Raw genomic sequence first — 16,835 nt, forward strand, 5'->3', positions numbered from 1 at the left:
TCAAAGCAGCGCCATGCCACCGTCGACGCGAAGATTGATGCCGGTCACGAAGCTGCTCGCGTCCGAGGCGAGGAAGAGCGCGGCTTGCGCCAGTTCCTGGGGGCGGCCAAAGCGTCCCAGCGGGATGGCGCCCGCCATCATCGCTTCGAAACCCTCGCGGTCTTCCGGGGGCACGCCGAGTTTTTCGATGATCGCGGTATCCGTCGGACCGGGGCTCAGCATATTGACGCGGATGCCGCGGCTCTTGAACTCGAGCGGCCAGGCACGGGCGAACGCGCCGATCGCAGCCTTCGTCCCGGCATAGACGGGATGCCCGTCGAGCACCTTGTCGCTCGCGAGCGAACCGACACAGATGATCGAGCTGCCGTCGCGCAGCACCGGCGCCATGCTTTGCACGCCGAAAAATGTGCCGCGCGCGTTGATTGCGAACTGCTGGTCATATTCGGCTTCGGACACATTCTGCGAGTCCGTGATCGTGATGACGCCGGCGTTCGCGACATAGATGTCGGCCCCGTCGAAGCGTTTGCCGACGAAGGCGGCAAGTTCGCGGTGGTGGGCGGGATCGGCGGAATCGCCCCGGATGCCGACGGCACCGGCGCCGATTTCCCGCACGGCGTCGTCTATAACCTGCTCGCGTCGGCCGGTGATCACGACCTGCGCGCCTTCTTCGGCAAAAAGCTTCGCGGTGGCGAGGCCGATACCGCTGTTGCCGCCGGTAATCACGGCCACCTTTCCTTTGAGACGGGACATCGTCATTTCCTTTCATTGTGGGTCGCCGCGATGTGGCTATTCCTCGGCGGCCAATAAGGGTGGACAACAGCACATCATTTTTGCCAAAAACTATCGAATGAAGGGTTTGGAACAGGCCACCGGGCTTCTGGCCTTCGTCCGCACCGTCGAGGCGGGTTCGTTCAGTGCCGCCGCCCGGCTGGCCGGCTCGACCCCCTCGGCGGTGTCGAAAAGCGTCGAGCGGCTCGAGCGCCAGCTCGGCATCAAGCTTTTTCTGAGGTCGACGCGCTCGCTGTCGATGACTGCCGACGGCGCGGCCTATTATGAGCGTATCGCGCCCTTGCTCCAGGCGCTGGACGACGCCGACGAAGTCCTCCGCGACGCGAGCAACGCGCGCGGCCGCCTGCGCGTCAGCCTGCCCGGGATTTTGGGTCCGATCCTCGTCGATGCGCTGACGCGGGACTTTGTCGCGCTATATCCCGACATAGCCCTGGAGATCAGCATTACCGACCGGCACGTCGATCTGGTTCGAGAGGGCTATGACGTCGCGCTGCGCGCCGGCGAGGCGACGCCGCCCGACTGGATCACCCGGCCGCTCGGCAAGCTGTCACTCACGCTCGTGGCATCGCCCGCCTATGTCGAGCGCGCCGGGGATCCCGCTTCGCTGGACGACCTCGCGAAGGCATCGCATATCCGCTATCTGCTCGGTTCGCGCGCTTTCCCGATCGTCTTTTCCGACGGGACCAGGCTGGAGACCAAAGGCGCGCTCGATACCGATTCGGGACAGGCGATGCGGATCGCGGCACTGAACGGCGTCGGCATCGCACAATTGCTGCGGGTCGCAGTGGCCGACGATCTCGCCGCAGGGCGGCTGATCGACATATGGCCCGCGATGCGGCTCGCGCCCGTTCCGGTGCAGGCGCTCCACGCGTTCGGCCGGTTTCCGCCGCTGCGCGTCCGCCTGTTCAACGACTTCATCGCGGCGGCGCTGGCGCAGCATTTGACAAGGCACTGACATCGAATGCCGCCCGCTCGAAAAGTCGCCCGGCCAAGTATTTTCGCGATTTAGGAGAAGATGGTGGCACTCAGGACTCGAACCTGTGGCCCCATCGTTACGAATGATGTGCTCTACCAACTGAGCTAAAGCGGCAACGAGGCGCGCCGCTAACCGCGCGGCTTTGCGAAAACAAGCGCCATTACGCAAGAAACGCCATGGCGATGCAGACTGCCCCGCCGCCCGCCCTCGACGGTCCGGTTTCATGGACAGCATGGAACGTCCGCACCCGTCTCGTCGGGGTGCGATGCGGCATCCCCGGTCGGCGACATGCACCCAGCGGCCCCGTGGACCTCCGGCGTATCCCAAAAATCATATTTCGAGAATTTTTCCGATCGCGGGATGCTCGAAGGGTCCGTGGTGCCCGAAGAGGACTCGAAAATAGCCTACAAGACCAAGAAAACTGCCACTTTTTACCCCCTTCTGTTCGAAGGATACCCTCTCCGATACCCTAGGACTTTTTGCAGGGGAGGTTCGAGTCCCAAAAGCTCGGTTCGCAGACTTCGGACTGCCGATTCGGGACGTCATGCCGTGGCAAACCGATCGGGACAGGCAATCGCGAGGATGACCCTCGCCTAGCCCGCTGCTTCACTTTCCATTACGCCTGCCCAGCAGGATTCTACTTAGGGAAACTGGCTCACCCTCAGATCAGCCGAGTTCGGCAAACGCCGTGTCCAATCTCGGCATTCGAGCGGCAATCGCATTTCGAATGCTGTCGTGAATGTCGTCAGTGAAATCATCGGGCATTGCACGGCGAGCGACGTCGGCTGCGGCTGTCGCCTTTTCGCCGATTTCGACAAGGACCTGCCTGACGGCCGTAGGACCTAGGCCGGCGGCTTTGGCTGTCTGCACAAAGTGTCGGCCGAGTATCTCGCTCATGCGATAATGACGGCTGTTGCCGGCTGACATGGCGAGCCGAAAGCTTTTCTGGCCAAGTTGCCCGCGATCGACAGCAGTCTGCACGGAAAGCACGTCATAAAATGGGGTGAGTTGGAATCCGCCGCCTGGGCGCAGGGAAAGGCTGAAGTTCTTCGCATGTCCGTCGGTCGCGCCGATCAACCAGAAGACGATCTGTGCGGTCAGGAACGCCTTCTGATCCGCCAATGGATCGTCACTGGCAGCGAGAAGGCGGATGATGTCGGCCGCACTTGGCCCGCCCTCGCTCTGATATTTCTGCGTCGAAGGCACACCGAGCGCCTGGCAACAGTCCTCCTGCGGTACGCGTAGCAATCTGCCATCGGAAAGCCATTGTCGGTCGAAACGTTCGACCACGAGGACGCGGCGCTCGCCGAAGGTAGCGATTTCGGTGCGCGCGACGGACAACCCGAAAGCGCCGAGCAGGGCGAGGCAATAATGCTCATTGTCGACACTCCCGGTCATGTCGATCATGCCGGTCGAAGTCGGGATCGTACCGAGTTGAGGCTTGAAGATATGGGTCGTCGGCGTCGTGCCGACCGGCCGCAACCACTTGCCGTCGTGTCGCAGGAGCGCGGTCTTTTCTTGGGCGCCGGCGATCGAAATTCTGAACCCTGCGTCCGGATCGATCCCGAGCGGTGCACCCTTGAGGTCGCCGAGAAGCCTGCCGATATCCTCGTCGTCGAGCGGTTCGCCGTCTATTCCACCGCCTGCATCAACGGCCTCGCCATCGGGGAGGAATTGCATGGCGCCGACGCAATCCCGACCAATTCTGGCCAGCAGGCTATAAGGATCCGTGCCTTCTGCTCCGGTTCGTTCAGCGACACGGCGGCGTATTTCAGCGCTGTCCGGCAGAAGATTGTCAAACACGGCAATGACCAGCGCTCCTCGGTAGGCGGCCCGACGCAGAGGCAGCGATAACGATACTGCAAAAGCGTGCGGCCAATCGAGCCAGCTTTGGTCGTACTGAAAGGAGACCGCGCCGCTCGGTTCCTTTTCGAGCCGGCCGACTAGGCGATTGTTGATCAGCACGTTCAGCGGCGCGTGGGTCTTGCGGCGCGCCATCTCAGAAAATCTCGCCGAGATCGGAACCGCCTTTACTGCGCGGCGCAAGTTTCAGGTCGAGATCGAGCGCCGCGATGATGCCGAACAGGGTTTCGAGCTTGGTCCCCGGGTGACCTCCTTCGATCCGCGAAACAGTTTTCTGCCCGGTCCCGACAAGGTCCGCCAGAGCCTGCTGAGTGAGTTTGCGGCTTATCCGTGCATTGTTAATGAGCGTGCCAAGCTGTTTGGGGGAGCGGACAAGTTGGGTCATAGGAAAGCCTTTCCAAGCATCCATACCCTATGAGGGATAAAATGACAATATGCCTTGAAGGGTATACATTCCAATTATTCCCCATGGGGTATAATCTCTGATTAGTCCCTAGAGGGTATGAAACAGCATCACTGAGTGAAGCTTGGATTCCGCCCACCCTGCACCTTCGGATACAAGTCCGCTCACTCCCAGCGCCTTGAATTATAGGCCTGAAATATATTAAAGATGCACTTCACGCATATAATCCAAGGAGCTGAACCACCGGAATATTGCACATAGGAGACCTCGAGCTACCCGACACCCTACGGCCTCTCTTACTGGAGAAATTGGATTACCGATCGACGAATTCGATGCGGAATCAGGTTCGATTCGGACGTCGCCCAGCACCGTCACATTGGCATCAAAGATAATAGCGTGAGGGGTGGAAATCATGATCGTCATCGTCGCCGAAAATCCGATCGCTTTCGAAGCGTCTGGCGAGCCCATCTGCCGACAAGGCCTCTTCGCGTGCCGCGAGCCGCGCGTCGGCGAATTCTACAAACGCGCCGACTCGGCCTTCTGACTCGCCTCCAAGCTGGGAACGCAATGTCGAGACGAGGCCGCGCAGGCGCTCGAGCGCCGCAAGCTCCTCCAAAACCTTGCCCAGTTCGCTCACCCGGCGCTTCTGAATATGCTCGGCGCGCGCCGCCCGCTCCCGATTTCGCTGCTCCTCATCCCGGCGCCGCGCTTCTTCGTCGCGCCGGAGCCTGTCGGCTTTCATCGCCGCAGCATAGACCGCGACCCCCACAGCAATATCGCCGGCGATCAATTCCAGGCGCTGGACCTTGGCGTCGCGAAACGACCGTCGCGGGCTGGCGTCCCAGAAATAATGCTGATCGAGTTCGAACGAGAGCTGCCCGGTGGGATGATAATCCCACTCAGGAAAGCGCGGTGCGAATTCGAAACCATAGTCGTCATCGTCATCCCAGCCGCGGGGCGTTCTGCGCTTAGCCCAGTATCGCTCTTGCTTCTTCTGCCACGCATCGTGCTCCTTCTGCTCTTTCTCGGTAAGCACATGTTTCTCGCGCCGCGTGAGTTCGGTCACCGCAAAGCCGATGGCCTCGCCGTCGCAGAGGAAGGCCGCTCCCTTCTCTGCCGCCTTGAGCGTAATGCCGAGCGCCGCCGCAGCGGCGACGATCCGGTTGAGTATCAGTTCGAACCGGTCAATCGATCCCGTGTCGATCAACGTATGAATGATACCGCTGCCGCGCGCCGCGACGAGGATGGAATCGGCTCCGGGTTTCGCCTTTCGAAGCTTCGCAGCGGTGGCCGTGACGATCCGATGTGCGGGCACCACGGCCTCGCTATCAATCCCCGATGCCGCGATGCGCGCCTGCTCGCGGACGGCGGACATGGCTTCCGACTCTTTGCGCAGCTCGCCGCTCATGATGCTGATCTTTGCAGCGGCTCCCTCCTTTGCCGGCGGCAGGGGCGTCTGCTCGACCGGCTTCCCCGCGTGTTTCTTCGCCCACCACCCGAGCGGAGGCTTGGGAATATCGTGCTTCTTGCAGATCTTGTGCAGCGCTACGTCCGAAAGGAAGAATTGCTTGGCGAGCTGCGTCATCGGTTTCGACCAGACGAGGTCGTAGAATTCCTGTCGGCTGAAGGATTGCGACATCGCGCGCGGCTCCGGATGGATTGGGGGGAAGAGTCTCTGGGGCGGCCGATATCCCCCCGATCGACGCCAAGAATCAAACCCTTTCGGCTTGAGAAGCGAGGGTCTCGCCGCCCGAAAACAATTGCCACACGATGCTTGTCATCGCACGGCGGCGCTGCTAGTGGCGCCCCTCGTTGCCGCTTTAGCTCAGTTGGTAGAGCACATCATTCGTAATGATGGGGTCACAGGTTCGAGTCCTGTAAGCGGCACCATCGAACTCCTTGAAATTACACGATTTTATCAGTCTGTTTGGCACGGGCTGCGAACTCTTGCTCGCGTTAGTCAGGGAGCGCAGCATCCGACCATCGTCAACCAACAGTTGAGGTGATGTCGATGTTGACCGTCAGCCAGATCCAGTCGCTCCGCCCGCGCCCAAAGCCGTACAAGGTCTATGACGGGAATGGGCTATTCCTGCTGATCCAGCCCAATGGTTCGCGCCTATGGCGCTTCCGATACCGGCTTTACGGTCGGGAGCAGAGGCTGTAGTTCGGCAAATATCCGAACGTCGGACTAAGAGCGGCCCGGGCAAAATGCTTCGATGTCCGTGACCAGCTCGCGGCCGGGATCGATCCCGCCGTCGCGAGGAGAAACCGGAACCTCGAAGCCATCGCGGCCTGCAAGGCGACATTTCGCGCCGTCGCGGACGAGTATATCGCCAAGATGGAGGCAGAAGGAAAAGCGCCGGCCACCCTTGCCAAGCTCCGCTGGTTTCGCGATCTGCTCGACCCGCAGATCGGTGACATGCCGATCGGCGGTGTATCACCGCACGACCTGCTCTTGGCGCTCAAGGCGATTGAGTGCCGCGGCCACCATGAGACCGCTATCCGGACGCGGGGCTTTGCCGGACGCATCTTCCGTTACGCGATCGCGACCCTCCGCGCGGAGCATAATCATGCCGAGGTGCTCCGCGGCGCATTACTTGTCCCGAAGGTGACCCACCGCGCCGCAATCCTCGATCCGCGGCACATTGGCGAACTGCTCAGGGCGATCGACCGATATGCCGGACGGGAAGAAACGCGGATCGCGCTGCAGCTGGCGCCGCATGTTTTCCTGCGGCCGGGGGAACTGCGCACCGCCGAATGGAACGACATCGATTTCGAGGAGGCGGTCTGGACCATACCGGCGGCCCGGACGAAGATGCGACGACCACATGCCGTGCCCCTGTCGAAACAGGCACTCGCCCTTCTCACTCGATTGCGGGCGATCGGCAATCAGGGACGCTTCCTTTTCCCTGCCCTGCACAATTGGCAGCAGCCGATCTGCGAGAATAATCTCAACAACGCGCTGCGCAGGCTCGGCTACGAAGGCGACGAGATGACCGCCCACGGGTTCCGCGCGATGGCGAGCACGTTGCTCAACGAATCGGGCCTCTGGCAGGCGGATGCCATCGAGCGGGCGATGGCGCATTGCGATCCCGACCCGGTCCGCGCTGCCTATAATCGTGCAAGCTATTGGGACGAGCGGGTGCGAATGGCGCAATGGTGGTCCGACCATCTCGACGGACTGCGCGAAATCGGGAATGTCATCCATGTCGATTTTTGTCGGAGACGACTGGCGAAACCTCCATCCGGTCAGGACTATTAGTGCTTTTCAAACAGTCGTTTCAGGCTGTCATACCGGATGAAGGTCGAGCGCCCCACCTTGACCGTCTCGATCTCGCCGGCGGCGATAAGCTCATAGATTGTCGAGCGGCCGATGCCGGTGAGCTTTACCGCTACCGCGATCCGGACGCAGATCGGCTCGAGCGCAGGTGCGTCGATGGCTGTTCCGCAATGAGGACCGGAAGACGCGGGCGCGTGAGGCCTGCCCGCGCTCATCTCGATCTGCCGCGGGCAAAGGCGCGGTCGCTGGCGAGGAAGGATTCGAGCATGGCGGTGACCAGGTCGCTCACTGGTTCCTCCTTGCCGTAAGCCTCGCGGTATGCAGCCGCATAGTCGACGAGCGCCGCATGGAGTTCGGGCATGACGCTGATCGTCAGTCGGACGGGGGTCCGGTCAGGAAGCCGGGGAAGCTTCAGTTCAGCCATCGACCGTCTCCCCGCCCCGCCATGGCGCCAGCACCATGTCCTTGTGGACGACGATACGCAGCGGCCAGCCGGGCCGAATCCGCAAGGTCGGCTGAACACCGAGCGAGTGCCCGACGATCTGGTCACCCGCCCGCGCCCCATTCTGCTGCGCGGCTTCGCGAAGCGCGCGCACGAGATCGCTCTCGGCACTTCCAAGCCCGATCTCGGTTCCCACCCCGAGCAGCGTGGAAAGCGCGACGCCCTTGAGCAGTTGCCAGCTGTGGCGGTCGATGCGGTCCGATAAACCGGCATAGCCCTGCGTATCCGTCGCCGGCACATTGTCGATCTGGATCGAGGCGCCGTCGGGAAGGATGATGCGCTGCCAGACAACCAGCGCGCGGCTTTGCCCGAAGGCCACGACGCTGTCATAGCGCCCGATCAGGCGCGACCCTTGCGGAATCAGCAGCGTCCGTCCCGTCACGCTGTCATAGGCATTCTCGGTAACCTGCGCAGTCACAAGCCCGGGCAAGTCGGAGTCGAGGCCGGTGATCAGGCTCGCGGCGATGATGCTCCCAGCGCTCAGCATATAGGGCGAGACCGCGCCCGTCAGCCGGTGCGGGCTGACGTCCCCCTCGCGATTCGCCCGGCCGACGCGATCGTCCTTGCGCAGCTGCCCGCCCGGATCGCGGTCGGCAGCGGCCGACACCGCGAGCGATCCGGACTCCTGTCCGAAAGAGGATGGTGTCGCAGGAGCCGGTCCGGATGAGAGGGGGGACCGGGCCCGGGCTCCCGCGACGGGGCGGCGCTAGCCGGGGAGCTGGGGCTGACGCCGCCCCAGGCTCATTGCTTCGGCGTGTAGGCTTTCCCGTCGCCGAGGAAGCGCGTCGTCCGCTCGCCGCCCAAACCGTACCGGGTGCAGCGCTCCGGTTTATCGGGAGCGAACAGGCAGCCGCGGCATCGAGCGCGGAACTGGTGATGCGCCTGCACCATTTGTCGGCGAAGGAAGCGTTGGGACGGGTCTCGGCGCCGAGCGCCGACGACATCCTGTTCGCGGTCGACCGGCTGATGCCGCGCGCGGACACGCCGGAGCTCGAAGCGCTGGTCTTGATCGCAGCGCTGCAGGCTCGTCCGGACGAGCTTCGGCAAAGCCGACTGGCGGCGCTTTGGGCGCATGTCGATACGGATGATTACTGGAGCGCGATTACGCTGTTACCGGAAGCCGAGCAGGAGCGAGTTCTCGTCGATCTGATCACCGGCGCAGACACGCATCATGACCGCGTCTACCTGCTCGGTGCGTCGGGCGCTCATCGCCTCGATGCCGGAATCTATCGTACAATCATCGTGCACATAGAGGCGCTCTACCGGAAGGAGCCAGAGCTTGCGCACCAGATCGCGCTCGCGGTCGAGGGTATGTTATACGAAGTGATGCCGTCGGACGACCCCGGGCAGCAGTTGCTCCGGCTGGCCCTCGAAATCGCCGGCAGCGACAACGAAAAGGCCCGGCTCGCACTCCTTTATTACGCGGGCTCCGCGCAGGGCGACGTCGATGACGAAGGCGACCTCGAACGGCGAAAAGCGATTCTCGGCCGTCTCGTCGAGGCCGAAAATGGCGCCAATCTTGGCGTTCTTTTATGGAAACTCGCGGAGTCGGCGCGTGAGCGCCCCGATGCGGCCGGCCACGCGATACGGTTGTTCGAACGGCTCGGCGAAAGGCCGGTGCGCAAGGCGATGCGCGCAACGGACGGTCTCGGCTACATGGCCGATCTTCGCCGGCAGATCGACGAGGCGCTGGGCAAGCGGCGCAGAGCCGGGTCCACCAACGCGAGCGATCAGGCGGCGAGCCGGCAAGGGTCGGACCCCGAAGCGAACTAGAGACACGACATGGCTTGCCGTTCAAGGCAGCAAGGCGGAGAGCTGCGCGGCGACCGTTCGGTGGTCGGTGATATCGACGCTCGCCATATGGAGGAACCGCGCCGTCGACCCGACGCGATGACGACCGAGCGCGCCCGCTGCGCCATCGAGCGCGCCATGATGCGGATAAAGCAAGGTCAGCGCGCTGCAATCGTAGAGCTCGCCATAGGCCATCATCTGATAGACGTCGGATTGGGAGACCCCGCGCTTGGGGTCGTCGATCCGCGTCCCGATGCCCTTCCATTTGGTGTCGACGATGTGGACGATTTCGGCGCCGCGCTTGATGAGAATGTCGGGCCGAGTCTGGAAGGTTCGCCGGCCATCTTCGTCGGCTTCCAGACAATAGAGGCGCCCGCCTTGCAGGTGGACCGAGAGCTCGGAGCCGGCGAGCGCCCGGCGAAGCATGCGGCCGATGTATTCTTCGAAGAGCGTGTTCATTTCGAAGAGCAGCGAAAAGCCCGCCTGTTCGCCCATCGACGTGGTCTGGAAGCGCTCGCCGAGGAGGAGCCGCGCGAGCGCGATCAAATCTTTCCAGCGCGCATTGGTGCGGTCGAGACGGACATCGTCCCAGCGTAGCGCCTGCGGCGAAACGGGCGCGATATCGGCATATGCGAAGGCGAGCTCGACGAGCCGTCGCTGATTGTCCCCGCTCCGCGAGATCCGGCGCAACCGCTCGATCGCAGCGCGCATGATCCGATTGAGCGCGATATCGGGGGAGAGCTCGTCGAAGCGGCAGGCGAGCCGCGACGGATTTGCTGCGAGCCGCGTGAACTGACGACGCACGTCGAGGCGGCCGCGCAGCGTCGCGAGCTCCTCCTCGCGCTCGATATAGTGGCGCGGCATGCCCTGGCGGAGCGCATCGATCAGCTTAAGGCTGAAGAGCCGGATCAGGATTTCGAGGAGACTATCCTTTTGCCAGCCGAGCTCGGCGAAGGCGCCGCCGTCGATGTCGAGATCCATCACGACCGCGAGCAGATGGACGAGCGTCCTGCGGATCAGACCGTGCGCCGCCTCGTCGCCCTCCGCGTCGACATCGATCTTGGGCAATATCTCAAGCACGCAATTGTTCGCCGCCACGATGCCGACGACCTGTTGCGCGCGGAGCGCACTACGACCATGAGCAAGAATGCGCCCACCGCTTTCGCCGCCGAGCGGGGACTTGCGCGCCGCCGCGACGAGACGGTCCGCCGCCCAGGCGGGAATTTGCTTCGTCTCGTCGTCGCCATAGGCGATCGACTGCCATTCGAGGAGCGTGCGGCGGATCACGCGAGGCCGGAATAGGCGTCGGGCGCGAAGGTTTCGCGCACCGACCAGCGCCAGCGCGGCGGCATATCGCCATCCTCGTCGAGGCAGGCGGGGGCCTTGAGCTCGTGGCGCGACAGGAAGCGCTCGCCCTTCGGATCGCCGAGGATCGCGGCGACTTTGGTCCAGTCCTCGTAGAAATATTCCGTGAGCAGCGGGATCACGCGCCCGCGCATGCGCTCGTCGACATCGGCGCGCGAGCGGCAGCCGATGAAATAGGCATGACCGACCTGATGCTCGCGGTCGAACAGATATTCGATGCGCTCGTTGAGGATGCGGAGCAGCCGCGGCAGGTCGACCCCGCTCGCCAGAGCGGCTTCGGAAAGAACCGCAGGGTCTGGCATCATCTCCAGAAAATCGAAGCGCCGCCGGAGCGCCGTATCGAGCAGCGCGATCGAACGGTCGGCGGTGTTCATCGTGCCGACGATATGGAGGTTCGACGGCACGCCGAACTCGTCTTCCGAGTAAGGCAGGCGGACCTTGAGCTCGTTCGGCTGGCCGAGCCTTTTATCCGGTTCGAGCAGCGTGATGAGTTCGCCGAAAACCTTGGAGATATTGGCGCGGTTGATCTCGTCGATGACGAGCACGAACTGGTCGGGGGTACCGGTAGCCGCAGCGTCAGATTGCTGGCTGTTGAGATAGCGTTCGAGCGCCGGGATATCGAGGTCGGCTTTGGTCAGCAGATAGACGCTGCGCATGCTGAACTTGCGCCGGTAGATTTCGCTGACGGGCACGCCTTCGCGGTCGGTCCACAGCCATTTGACCTTCCGGCGGTGGGCGTAGCTGCCTTCGGGGCGCGGGCGATATTCATAATCTCCCTCGACGACGCCGATCGCACGAAAGAGGCTGTTGCCTTTCGAGACGATGATGAGATCGTCTTTGCGCATCCAGTTGCGGAAGATGAAGGGCATCTGGACGCGGCCCGACAGCGGGGACAGCTCTTCGTCGCTGTCGCCGCGTTCGCGCCGCGCGGCCATAATCGCCTCGCGTGCGGCATATTTCTCGTCGCTCCAGTCGATGTCGCCGAAGCCGAGCAGCGTATGGCCTTCGGTGATCGCCTCCTCGAACAAATGGGCGTCTTCGGGATTGGCGGCCTCGCCGATCGACATTTTGAAGACCTGCCGCTCGCCGACGCGGACGGCGTCGGGGCCGCGCGACGACCCCAGGCTGGTTTCGGCGCGGCGTGCGATGCGGCGGAAGATGCCAGGAAAGGTTTCGAGGCGAAAGCCCCCCGCCCCGCCGCTTTCATCGCCATCCGCACCGGTGACGGGCTGTTTGCCTTCGACGAAATCCTCGTAGCTCATCGACTGGTGGAAGGTGACGAACTCGATCCGCTTGGCTTCGCTCAGACGCCGATAGCTTGCCATGAGCTCGGACCGATCGGCAGGGACGGGCTCGCCGCAAAGCCGCACCGCCTCGACTGCGGTCCGGAAGGTTTTGCCGGTCCCCGGCGGCCCGTAGAGGATGAGATTGGTCGGCCGATGCTCGGTTTCCGGATCGTCGATCATCATATCGGCTACATCCTCCACGCCGGTCTCCTTGCCGATGATCTCGAAGCCGAGCCGCTTCAATATGCTGTTCGCCGCCTGCTCGCCGTAGCCGCCGTGGAATTCTTTCGCGCTCTTCGAGCGGCCGCCAGGCATGAAGCCGTAGGCCGCGCCGACGGTCGCCTTGGCGGGAAGCGGCCTACCGCCGGGCACGCGCCGGGTCCAGTAATCGCGCGGCTTGCCGAAGCCATACTTGACGAGGAAGGCGTCGAGCCCGATCGCCTCGCATTCGCTCATCGCCGCCTCGACCGCTTCGCGTGTGAGATCGTCGTTCGCCATTTCCTCATCCTCCGACATGGCCACCCAGATGAAGCCTTGAACATCCATCAGCGATTCGGGGGACCAGCCCCAATCCTCGAGCGTTTCGCGCATTCGGGACACAAGCCCCTGAAACTCTTCGAAATCGGCGAGCTCGAAGCGCGGCGCGGTGAACAGACGCCGGCCAAGAAGTAGCTTGCCGAGACGGTCGAAGGTGCGCGCCTTGAACCAGCAGCCATCGTGCGGGTTAGTGGTGCCGAACACCGAGAGGGCGATGTTCAGAATTTCACCGCGTTTCAAGGTCTCGACGCCGAGAGCTTGCAAGGCTTCGAGCTCGCGCGCGCAGCCTTCGAGTTCGGCGAGCGCGTCGCCATCGAGCCGCGCAAGGCGCGCGACCGTTTCGTAGAAGCCGCGCTGGACATCGGCACCAGCGTTGCCGATAGCGCTCTGCGTCCGCCAGCCGAGCGGCAGGCCCTGGCGCGTGGTCATGAGCAGCGACTTGTATACGCCGCGCCCGCGTTCCTCGGCGGAAGCGTCGGGATCGGCCGAGGCGATCAGGAAGCTGCCGCGCGCCGCGCGCTTGTAGCCGGTTTCCTGCTCGTAGAAGCTGCCTTCCTCGTCGGAGAAGCGTTCGAAGTCGGGCATGCGCGCGAGAAAGTCGAAGCGCAGTTTCTCCATCCCCGCGGCGAAGCGCTCGGGCACCTCCTCGCCGTCGCGCCAGACGAGTGCGCGGCCATAGTCGGCGAGCCAGTTGCTGTAATTGGCAAGGCGGTTGTCGGGCTTGTCCGACTGCGGCATCAGGATACGAAAATCCTCGCCGCCTTCCGAAGCGTCGGCGCGGATCGCGCGAAGGCGCGCGCGGAGCGCCGCGAACCCGTCGGCGGCGAACGCCGCATCGAGATCGGGATGCGCGAAGCCGAGCCCGGCAAGATTGTCTTCGATCTTTCGCACGGCGCGAATGCGCGTGTCCTGCGCGGAGGTCGCAGTCGCGCCCTTCCAGTTCAGATAATCGCTGAACGCCTTCTCGTCCATTGCCCCTCCCCGGCCCCCGCCCGTCAGGCCGCCTGCGCCGCCGCGCAGCGGCGCCGCACTTCCTTATGGATATTAACGACCGTCGCTTTGAGCTCACGCGCGGCGATCAATAGGCCGGGGTAGAGTTTCGCCGGGACAGAATCGGTCGGAACCGGCACTGCCGGAAGCGCGGCGCCAGGGGACGCGGCGACGCCCTCGGGCGAAGCACAGGAGCCTGAGCGCTCCTGCGAATATTGCGGATAATTTTCCCCCATTGCCGCGCACCATAATCAGATCGAACCATCCCGCAACGGGAATGAAGACAATCGATTCCGCGCAAGGCCGACGACATCTATCGCCTCGGCAGGTTATTCGGGCCATGAGCATCAAATACGCCTCCAGAATTGACTTGCACATGAGCGACACGCGTTCCTCATGGCGGATATCAAGCGAAAGGTGCGCCGCATCATAAGGTCCTATAGCGATGGTCGAAGATATGACGAACAGCGGCGATCTGTTTTCGCCCATAGGCGATGTTGGCTTTGCCCAGTGGCTGCTGGCCGATCTGGAAAGCGACTTCGCTGAAAAGGTCGGGCGCTTTCGGATGCTCGATGATCTATGTTCGTCACTTGGGTCTGGCGGCACGCTCATGCCCGGCGGAGAAACGAAGTTTGCAGCATGGGCGGAGCTTCGTTCAAGCTTCATCCACGGAAACCTCGTAGCTACCATACTGCTGGCGCAGGCGCTGGTTGAGAATATTTTGGCCGGCAACTTGTTGCTTCGATTTGATGCACAGTCGTTACCGCCGAAGATCAGCTTTTCCGAGACGATCAAGCGTTCGATCGCCCGCGGCACTATATCCAACGAGCTGGCCAAGGATTTGCGACGGCTATGCGAGTTGCGAAATCCGCTGACCCATTTTCGGGATATCAACGATCCGTCAAATTTGACGCGACGCGTTTTGGATACGCAAGTTAATCTCGAAGAACATCTCCGCCGCGATGCCACCTTCGCGCTTACTACAGCAGTGCGCGTTCTTGCGCTTCCATCTTTTCGCGTGGGGTAAGCCAAGTTCGATTCAGAGGGGTCACATAAAGTCGCGTACAAGTGCAGCTGGCGAGCGGCGCAGTCGGACAAACGCCGGAGGAAATCTGACCGACCGTGCCAAATGCGGATGACCGAAAGACGATCAAGCGCCGCGCGCGCCACGCACTTTCGGGAAGCGCAGCCCGAATCAGGGAGACGCTTGCATCGACGATTTCAGGCTTTGGTCGGCAGTCATCGTAACCCTTTCATTGATTTTACAGCGCATAAAGAGAGCGGCCAGTGCGGGCTGGTTCAAATGCCTGTATCTTTTGTTGCATCTAACTCCATTTATCGATACAAACGATACATATGCCGAAGGTTGAACAGGATTCCGCTCTGCTGCAGGCAATCGAGGCCGTTGTCCGGCAGGCAGGGCACAATGAGTCCGAGGCCGCCCGCCGATTGGGCGTCACTCGACTCAGGATTAATCGCATCCGAAAGCAGGGAGGCGGCGCCGTTCCAGCAACGCGGCACGACCTCTGGCAACGGATACATCGGCTATCGAGCGGCGTCGATCCCATCGCAACCGATCTATCTGATACACAAGTGATACAGATAATACGGGATGTTCCTCAAGTCGCACTGCAGGTGTTACGTTATATGACCGACGCAGTTGAAAGAGACCTCGAGCCGGAAAGCCATGCCGATGCCTCATGAACCGCAGCCGATGACCCCGACCGTCCGCTCTGCAGCGATAATTCAACCCATACCGGCACCCGTTATGGCGCCCCTGCTGCCGCTCGACCATGATGCCCAATTGGCATTGATTGCCGGAGCTCGGGACGCGAAGCCGGTCGAGGGACTGACACATTGCCATTATAACTATCCCGCCCGCTTCTCTCCGCAAATGGTTGGGCAGATTATCGAAACCTTCACGCGCCCAGGCGATCTCGTGTTTGACCCGTATGTGGGCGGCGGCACGACGCTCGTCGAGGCCTTTGCTCGCGGTCGCAAAGCTATCGGAAGTGATATTAGTACCTTAGCTGAATTCGTCACGCGGACGAAGCTGGTAAGTCTCAATCCGACCGACGCAGAACGCTTCGAAGCCACCGTCCGGACCGTGGCATCGAAAATTCATATGAATTTACCCGAGCCGTCGTTCGACGATTGGGCTCAGCTAGGATACTTTCGCAACTTAGGTAGCAAGAACCGCTGGCGTCTTCGGAAGGCCATCGCACAAGCGGTAGGAGCGATCGAGCAACTTGACGATCCGTCCCATGAGGCACTGGCTCGTTGCGCCGTATTGCGCACGGCCCACTGGGCGTTGGATGGCCGAAAAAAGCTTCCGACGACCGACGAATTCCGAGCGATGTTGGAATGTAGCGCGGGGATCATAGCGCGGGGCGCGGTGCAGCTATATCACGCCGTGGAAGATCATCGCGTACTCCCGCCGCAAGTGCTGAACAGGTCTATCATCGGCGTCGACGAGGATGCTGCTGTTATCAAAGCAGGCGCCCCGCGTCTCATCGTGACCAGTCCGCCTTACCCTGGCGTTCATGTCCTCTACCATCGTTGGCAAGTAGACGGCCGGAAGGAGTCGCCGGCACCCTTTTTCATCGCGAAAGCGCTCGATGGCTCTGGTGAGACCTATTACACCATGGGTGGGCGGAGTAAGCCAGGCTTGCCGACATACTTTTCGCAACTCGATGCAGGCCTTCGTTCTCTAGCAAATATCGCTGACAACCAAACGACACTTGTCCAAGTTGTGGCATTCGCTGAACCCGAATGGCAGTTGGCGCGATACCTCTCGGTCGCGGCCGAGGCGGGATGGGAAGAGGTCAAGCTATCGGCGCTTGGAGAACAAGAAGACGGCCGGCTGTGGCGGGCGGTTCCAAACCGCAAATGGCATGCGACGTCTCGAGGCAAGACGGGAGGAGCACGAGAAGTTGTGCTGCTCCACAGGCTGAATCGCTAGGCCGTGTTGACAAAAGGGATTCCCAAAGCGGGCTGCGTCTGATTCAAGACTGCTTTTTGAGGAGCAGTCATGGGTCGCGGGGATTTGTCGG

Annotated in this window: 15 protein-coding genes, 2 tRNA genes and 1 pseudogene; 8 read left to right on the forward strand and 10 right to left on the reverse strand. The window is 62.2% G+C overall.

Going from position 1 to position 16,835, the window contains the following annotated elements:
* Complete coding sequence (locus HDC35_RS07325; protein WP_184645137.1) at positions 1 to 750, reverse strand: SDR family oxidoreductase; 750 nt, start codon at positions 748 to 750, stop codon at positions 1 to 3.
* A gap of 97 nt (positions 751 to 847) precedes the next feature.
* Here HDC35_RS07325 and HDC35_RS07330 point away from each other — a divergent pair, with 97 nt between their 5' ends.
* Complete coding sequence (locus HDC35_RS07330) at positions 848 to 1,744, forward strand: LysR family transcriptional regulator (RefSeq protein WP_184645139.1); 897 nt, start codon at positions 848 to 850, stop codon at positions 1,742 to 1,744.
* A 61-nt stretch (positions 1,745 to 1,805) separates the two neighbouring features.
* Here HDC35_RS07330 and HDC35_RS07335 read toward each other — a convergent pair.
* From HDC35_RS07335 to HDC35_RS07350, 4 genes are all read right to left on the reverse strand, one after another.
* A tRNA-Thr gene (locus HDC35_RS07335) sits at positions 1,806 to 1,872 on the reverse strand.
* A gap of 559 nt (positions 1,873 to 2,431) precedes the next feature.
* On the reverse strand, positions 2,432 to 3,763 hold the full coding sequence (locus HDC35_RS07340) for a type II toxin-antitoxin system HipA family toxin (protein WP_184645141.1): 1,332 nt from the start codon (positions 3,761 to 3,763) through the stop codon (positions 2,432 to 2,434).
* Position 3,764: 1 nt separating this feature from the next.
* Complete coding sequence (locus HDC35_RS07345) at positions 3,765 to 4,013, reverse strand: helix-turn-helix domain-containing protein (RefSeq protein WP_184645143.1); 249 nt, start codon at positions 4,011 to 4,013, stop codon at positions 3,765 to 3,767.
* Positions 4,014 to 4,413: 400 nt separating this feature from the next.
* A complete protein-coding gene (locus tag HDC35_RS07350; RefSeq protein WP_260397590.1) occupies positions 4,414 to 5,616 on the reverse strand; it encodes a hypothetical protein in 1,203 nt (400 codons plus the stop codon).
* A 229-nt stretch (positions 5,617 to 5,845) separates the two neighbouring features.
* Between HDC35_RS07350 and HDC35_RS07355 the strand changes: the two genes are divergently transcribed.
* From HDC35_RS07355 to HDC35_RS07360, 3 genes and pseudogenes are all read left to right on the forward strand, one after another.
* A tRNA-Thr gene (locus HDC35_RS07355) sits at positions 5,846 to 5,921 on the forward strand.
* A 121-nt stretch (positions 5,922 to 6,042) separates the two neighbouring features.
* Positions 6,043 to 6,612, forward strand: a pseudogene (locus HDC35_RS19935) (tyrosine-type recombinase/integrase); the annotation flags it as partial.
* Positions 6,610 to 7,293 (forward strand): tyrosine-type recombinase/integrase, encoded by a 684-nt coding sequence (locus tag HDC35_RS07360; protein ID WP_409437935.1) that lies wholly within the window; start codon positions 6,610 to 6,612, stop codon positions 7,291 to 7,293. The pseudogene HDC35_RS19935 and the gene HDC35_RS07360, both read left to right, overlap by 3 nt.
* Here the strand turns inward: HDC35_RS07360 and HDC35_RS07365 are convergent.
* From HDC35_RS07365 to HDC35_RS07375, 3 genes are read right to left on the reverse strand one after another with little or no spacing between them, the layout of a single operon-like run.
* The gene (locus tag HDC35_RS07365; RefSeq protein WP_184645145.1) at positions 7,290 to 7,526 is read right to left on the reverse strand and encodes a helix-turn-helix domain-containing protein; all 237 of its coding nucleotides are present in this window, start codon (positions 7,524 to 7,526) and stop codon (positions 7,290 to 7,292) included. The genes HDC35_RS07360 and HDC35_RS07365 overlap by 4 nt on opposite strands.
* Positions 7,523 to 7,735 (reverse strand): DUF2274 domain-containing protein, encoded by a 213-nt coding sequence (locus HDC35_RS07370; protein ID WP_184645147.1) that lies wholly within the window; start codon positions 7,733 to 7,735, stop codon positions 7,523 to 7,525. The genes HDC35_RS07365 and HDC35_RS07370 overlap by 4 nt, the downstream gene beginning before the upstream one ends.
* Positions 7,728 to 8,420 carry a TrbI/VirB10 family protein gene (locus HDC35_RS07375; protein ID WP_184645149.1) on the reverse strand — a complete coding sequence of 231 codons (693 nt, stop codon included), beginning with the start codon at positions 8,418 to 8,420 and terminating at the stop codon, positions 7,728 to 7,730. Before HDC35_RS07375 ends, HDC35_RS07370 begins: the two co-directional genes overlap by 8 nt.
* A gap of 137 nt (positions 8,421 to 8,557) precedes the next feature.
* Here HDC35_RS07375 and HDC35_RS07380 point away from each other — a divergent pair, with 137 nt between their 5' ends.
* On the forward strand, positions 8,558 to 9,586 hold the full coding sequence (locus HDC35_RS07380) for a hypothetical protein (RefSeq protein ID WP_184645151.1): 1,029 nt from the start codon (positions 8,558 to 8,560) through the stop codon (positions 9,584 to 9,586).
* A 21-nt stretch (positions 9,587 to 9,607) separates the two neighbouring features.
* Here the strand turns inward: HDC35_RS07380 and HDC35_RS07385 are convergent, their stop codons facing one another.
* Positions 9,608 to 10,891 (reverse strand): McrC family protein, encoded by a 1,284-nt coding sequence (locus HDC35_RS07385; protein WP_184645153.1) that lies wholly within the window; start codon positions 10,889 to 10,891, stop codon positions 9,608 to 9,610.
* Positions 10,888 to 13,764: an AAA family ATPase gene (locus HDC35_RS07390; protein ID WP_221438140.1), complete on the reverse strand. Its 2,877-nt coding sequence runs from the start codon at positions 13,762 to 13,764 to the stop codon at positions 10,888 to 10,890. Before HDC35_RS07390 ends, HDC35_RS07385 begins: the two co-directional genes overlap by 4 nt.
* A gap of 463 nt (positions 13,765 to 14,227) precedes the next feature.
* On the opposite strand from HDC35_RS07390, the gene HDC35_RS07395 reads away from it, so the two are divergent.
* From HDC35_RS07395 to HDC35_RS07405, 3 genes are all read left to right on the forward strand, one after another.
* Positions 14,228 to 14,809, forward strand: a complete 582-nt coding sequence (locus HDC35_RS07395; RefSeq protein WP_221438141.1) for a hypothetical protein — start codon at positions 14,228 to 14,230, stop codon at positions 14,807 to 14,809.
* A 329-nt stretch (positions 14,810 to 15,138) separates the two neighbouring features.
* Complete coding sequence (locus HDC35_RS07400; protein WP_184645156.1) at positions 15,139 to 15,486, forward strand: hypothetical protein; 348 nt, start codon at positions 15,139 to 15,141, stop codon at positions 15,484 to 15,486.
* 10 nt (positions 15,487 to 15,496) lie between these two features.
* The gene (locus tag HDC35_RS07405) at positions 15,497 to 16,744 is read left to right on the forward strand and encodes a DNA methyltransferase (protein ID WP_221438142.1); all 1,248 of its coding nucleotides are present in this window, start codon (positions 15,497 to 15,499) and stop codon (positions 16,742 to 16,744) included.
* The last annotated feature ends 91 nt before the right edge of the window (positions 16,745 to 16,835 follow it).

Source organism: Sphingopyxis sp. JAI128 (genome assembly GCF_014207235.1).
Taxonomy (GTDB): Bacteria; Pseudomonadota; Alphaproteobacteria; order Sphingomonadales; family Sphingomonadaceae; genus Sphingopyxis.

Coding starts and splice junctions, on each gene's coding strand:
- HDC35_RS07400 (WP_184645156.1), top strand. CDS start 15,139: ATGCCGAAGGTTGAACAGGATTCCGCTCTGCTGCAGGCAATCGAGGCC.
- HDC35_RS07370 (WP_184645147.1), bottom strand. CDS start 7,735: ATGGCTGAACTGAAGCTTCCCCGGCTTCCTGACCGGACCCCCGTCCGA.
- HDC35_RS07325 (WP_184645137.1), bottom strand. CDS start 750: ATGTCCCGTCTCAAAGGAAAGGTGGCCGTGATTACCGGCGGCAACAGC.
- HDC35_RS07365 (WP_184645145.1), bottom strand. CDS start 7,526: ATGAGCGCGGGCAGGCCTCACGCGCCCGCGTCTTCCGGTCCTCATTGC.
- HDC35_RS07405 (WP_221438142.1), top strand. CDS start 15,497: ATGACCCCGACCGTCCGCTCTGCAGCGATAATTCAACCCATACCGGCA.
- HDC35_RS07395 (WP_221438141.1), top strand. CDS start 14,228: ATGGTCGAAGATATGACGAACAGCGGCGATCTGTTTTCGCCCATAGGC.
- HDC35_RS07345 (WP_184645143.1), bottom strand. CDS start 4,013: ATGACCCAACTTGTCCGCTCCCCCAAACAGCTTGGCACGCTCATTAAC.
- HDC35_RS07340 (WP_184645141.1), bottom strand. CDS start 3,763: ATGGCGCGCCGCAAGACCCACGCGCCGCTGAACGTGCTGATCAACAAT.
- HDC35_RS07390 (WP_221438140.1), bottom strand. CDS start 13,764: ATGGACGAGAAGGCGTTCAGCGATTATCTGAACTGGAAGGGCGCGACT.
- HDC35_RS07330 (WP_184645139.1), top strand. CDS start 848: ATGAAGGGTTTGGAACAGGCCACCGGGCTTCTGGCCTTCGTCCGCACC.
- HDC35_RS07350 (WP_260397590.1), bottom strand. CDS start 5,616: ATGACGCAGCTCGCCAAGCAATTCTTCCTTTCGGACGTAGCGCTGCAC.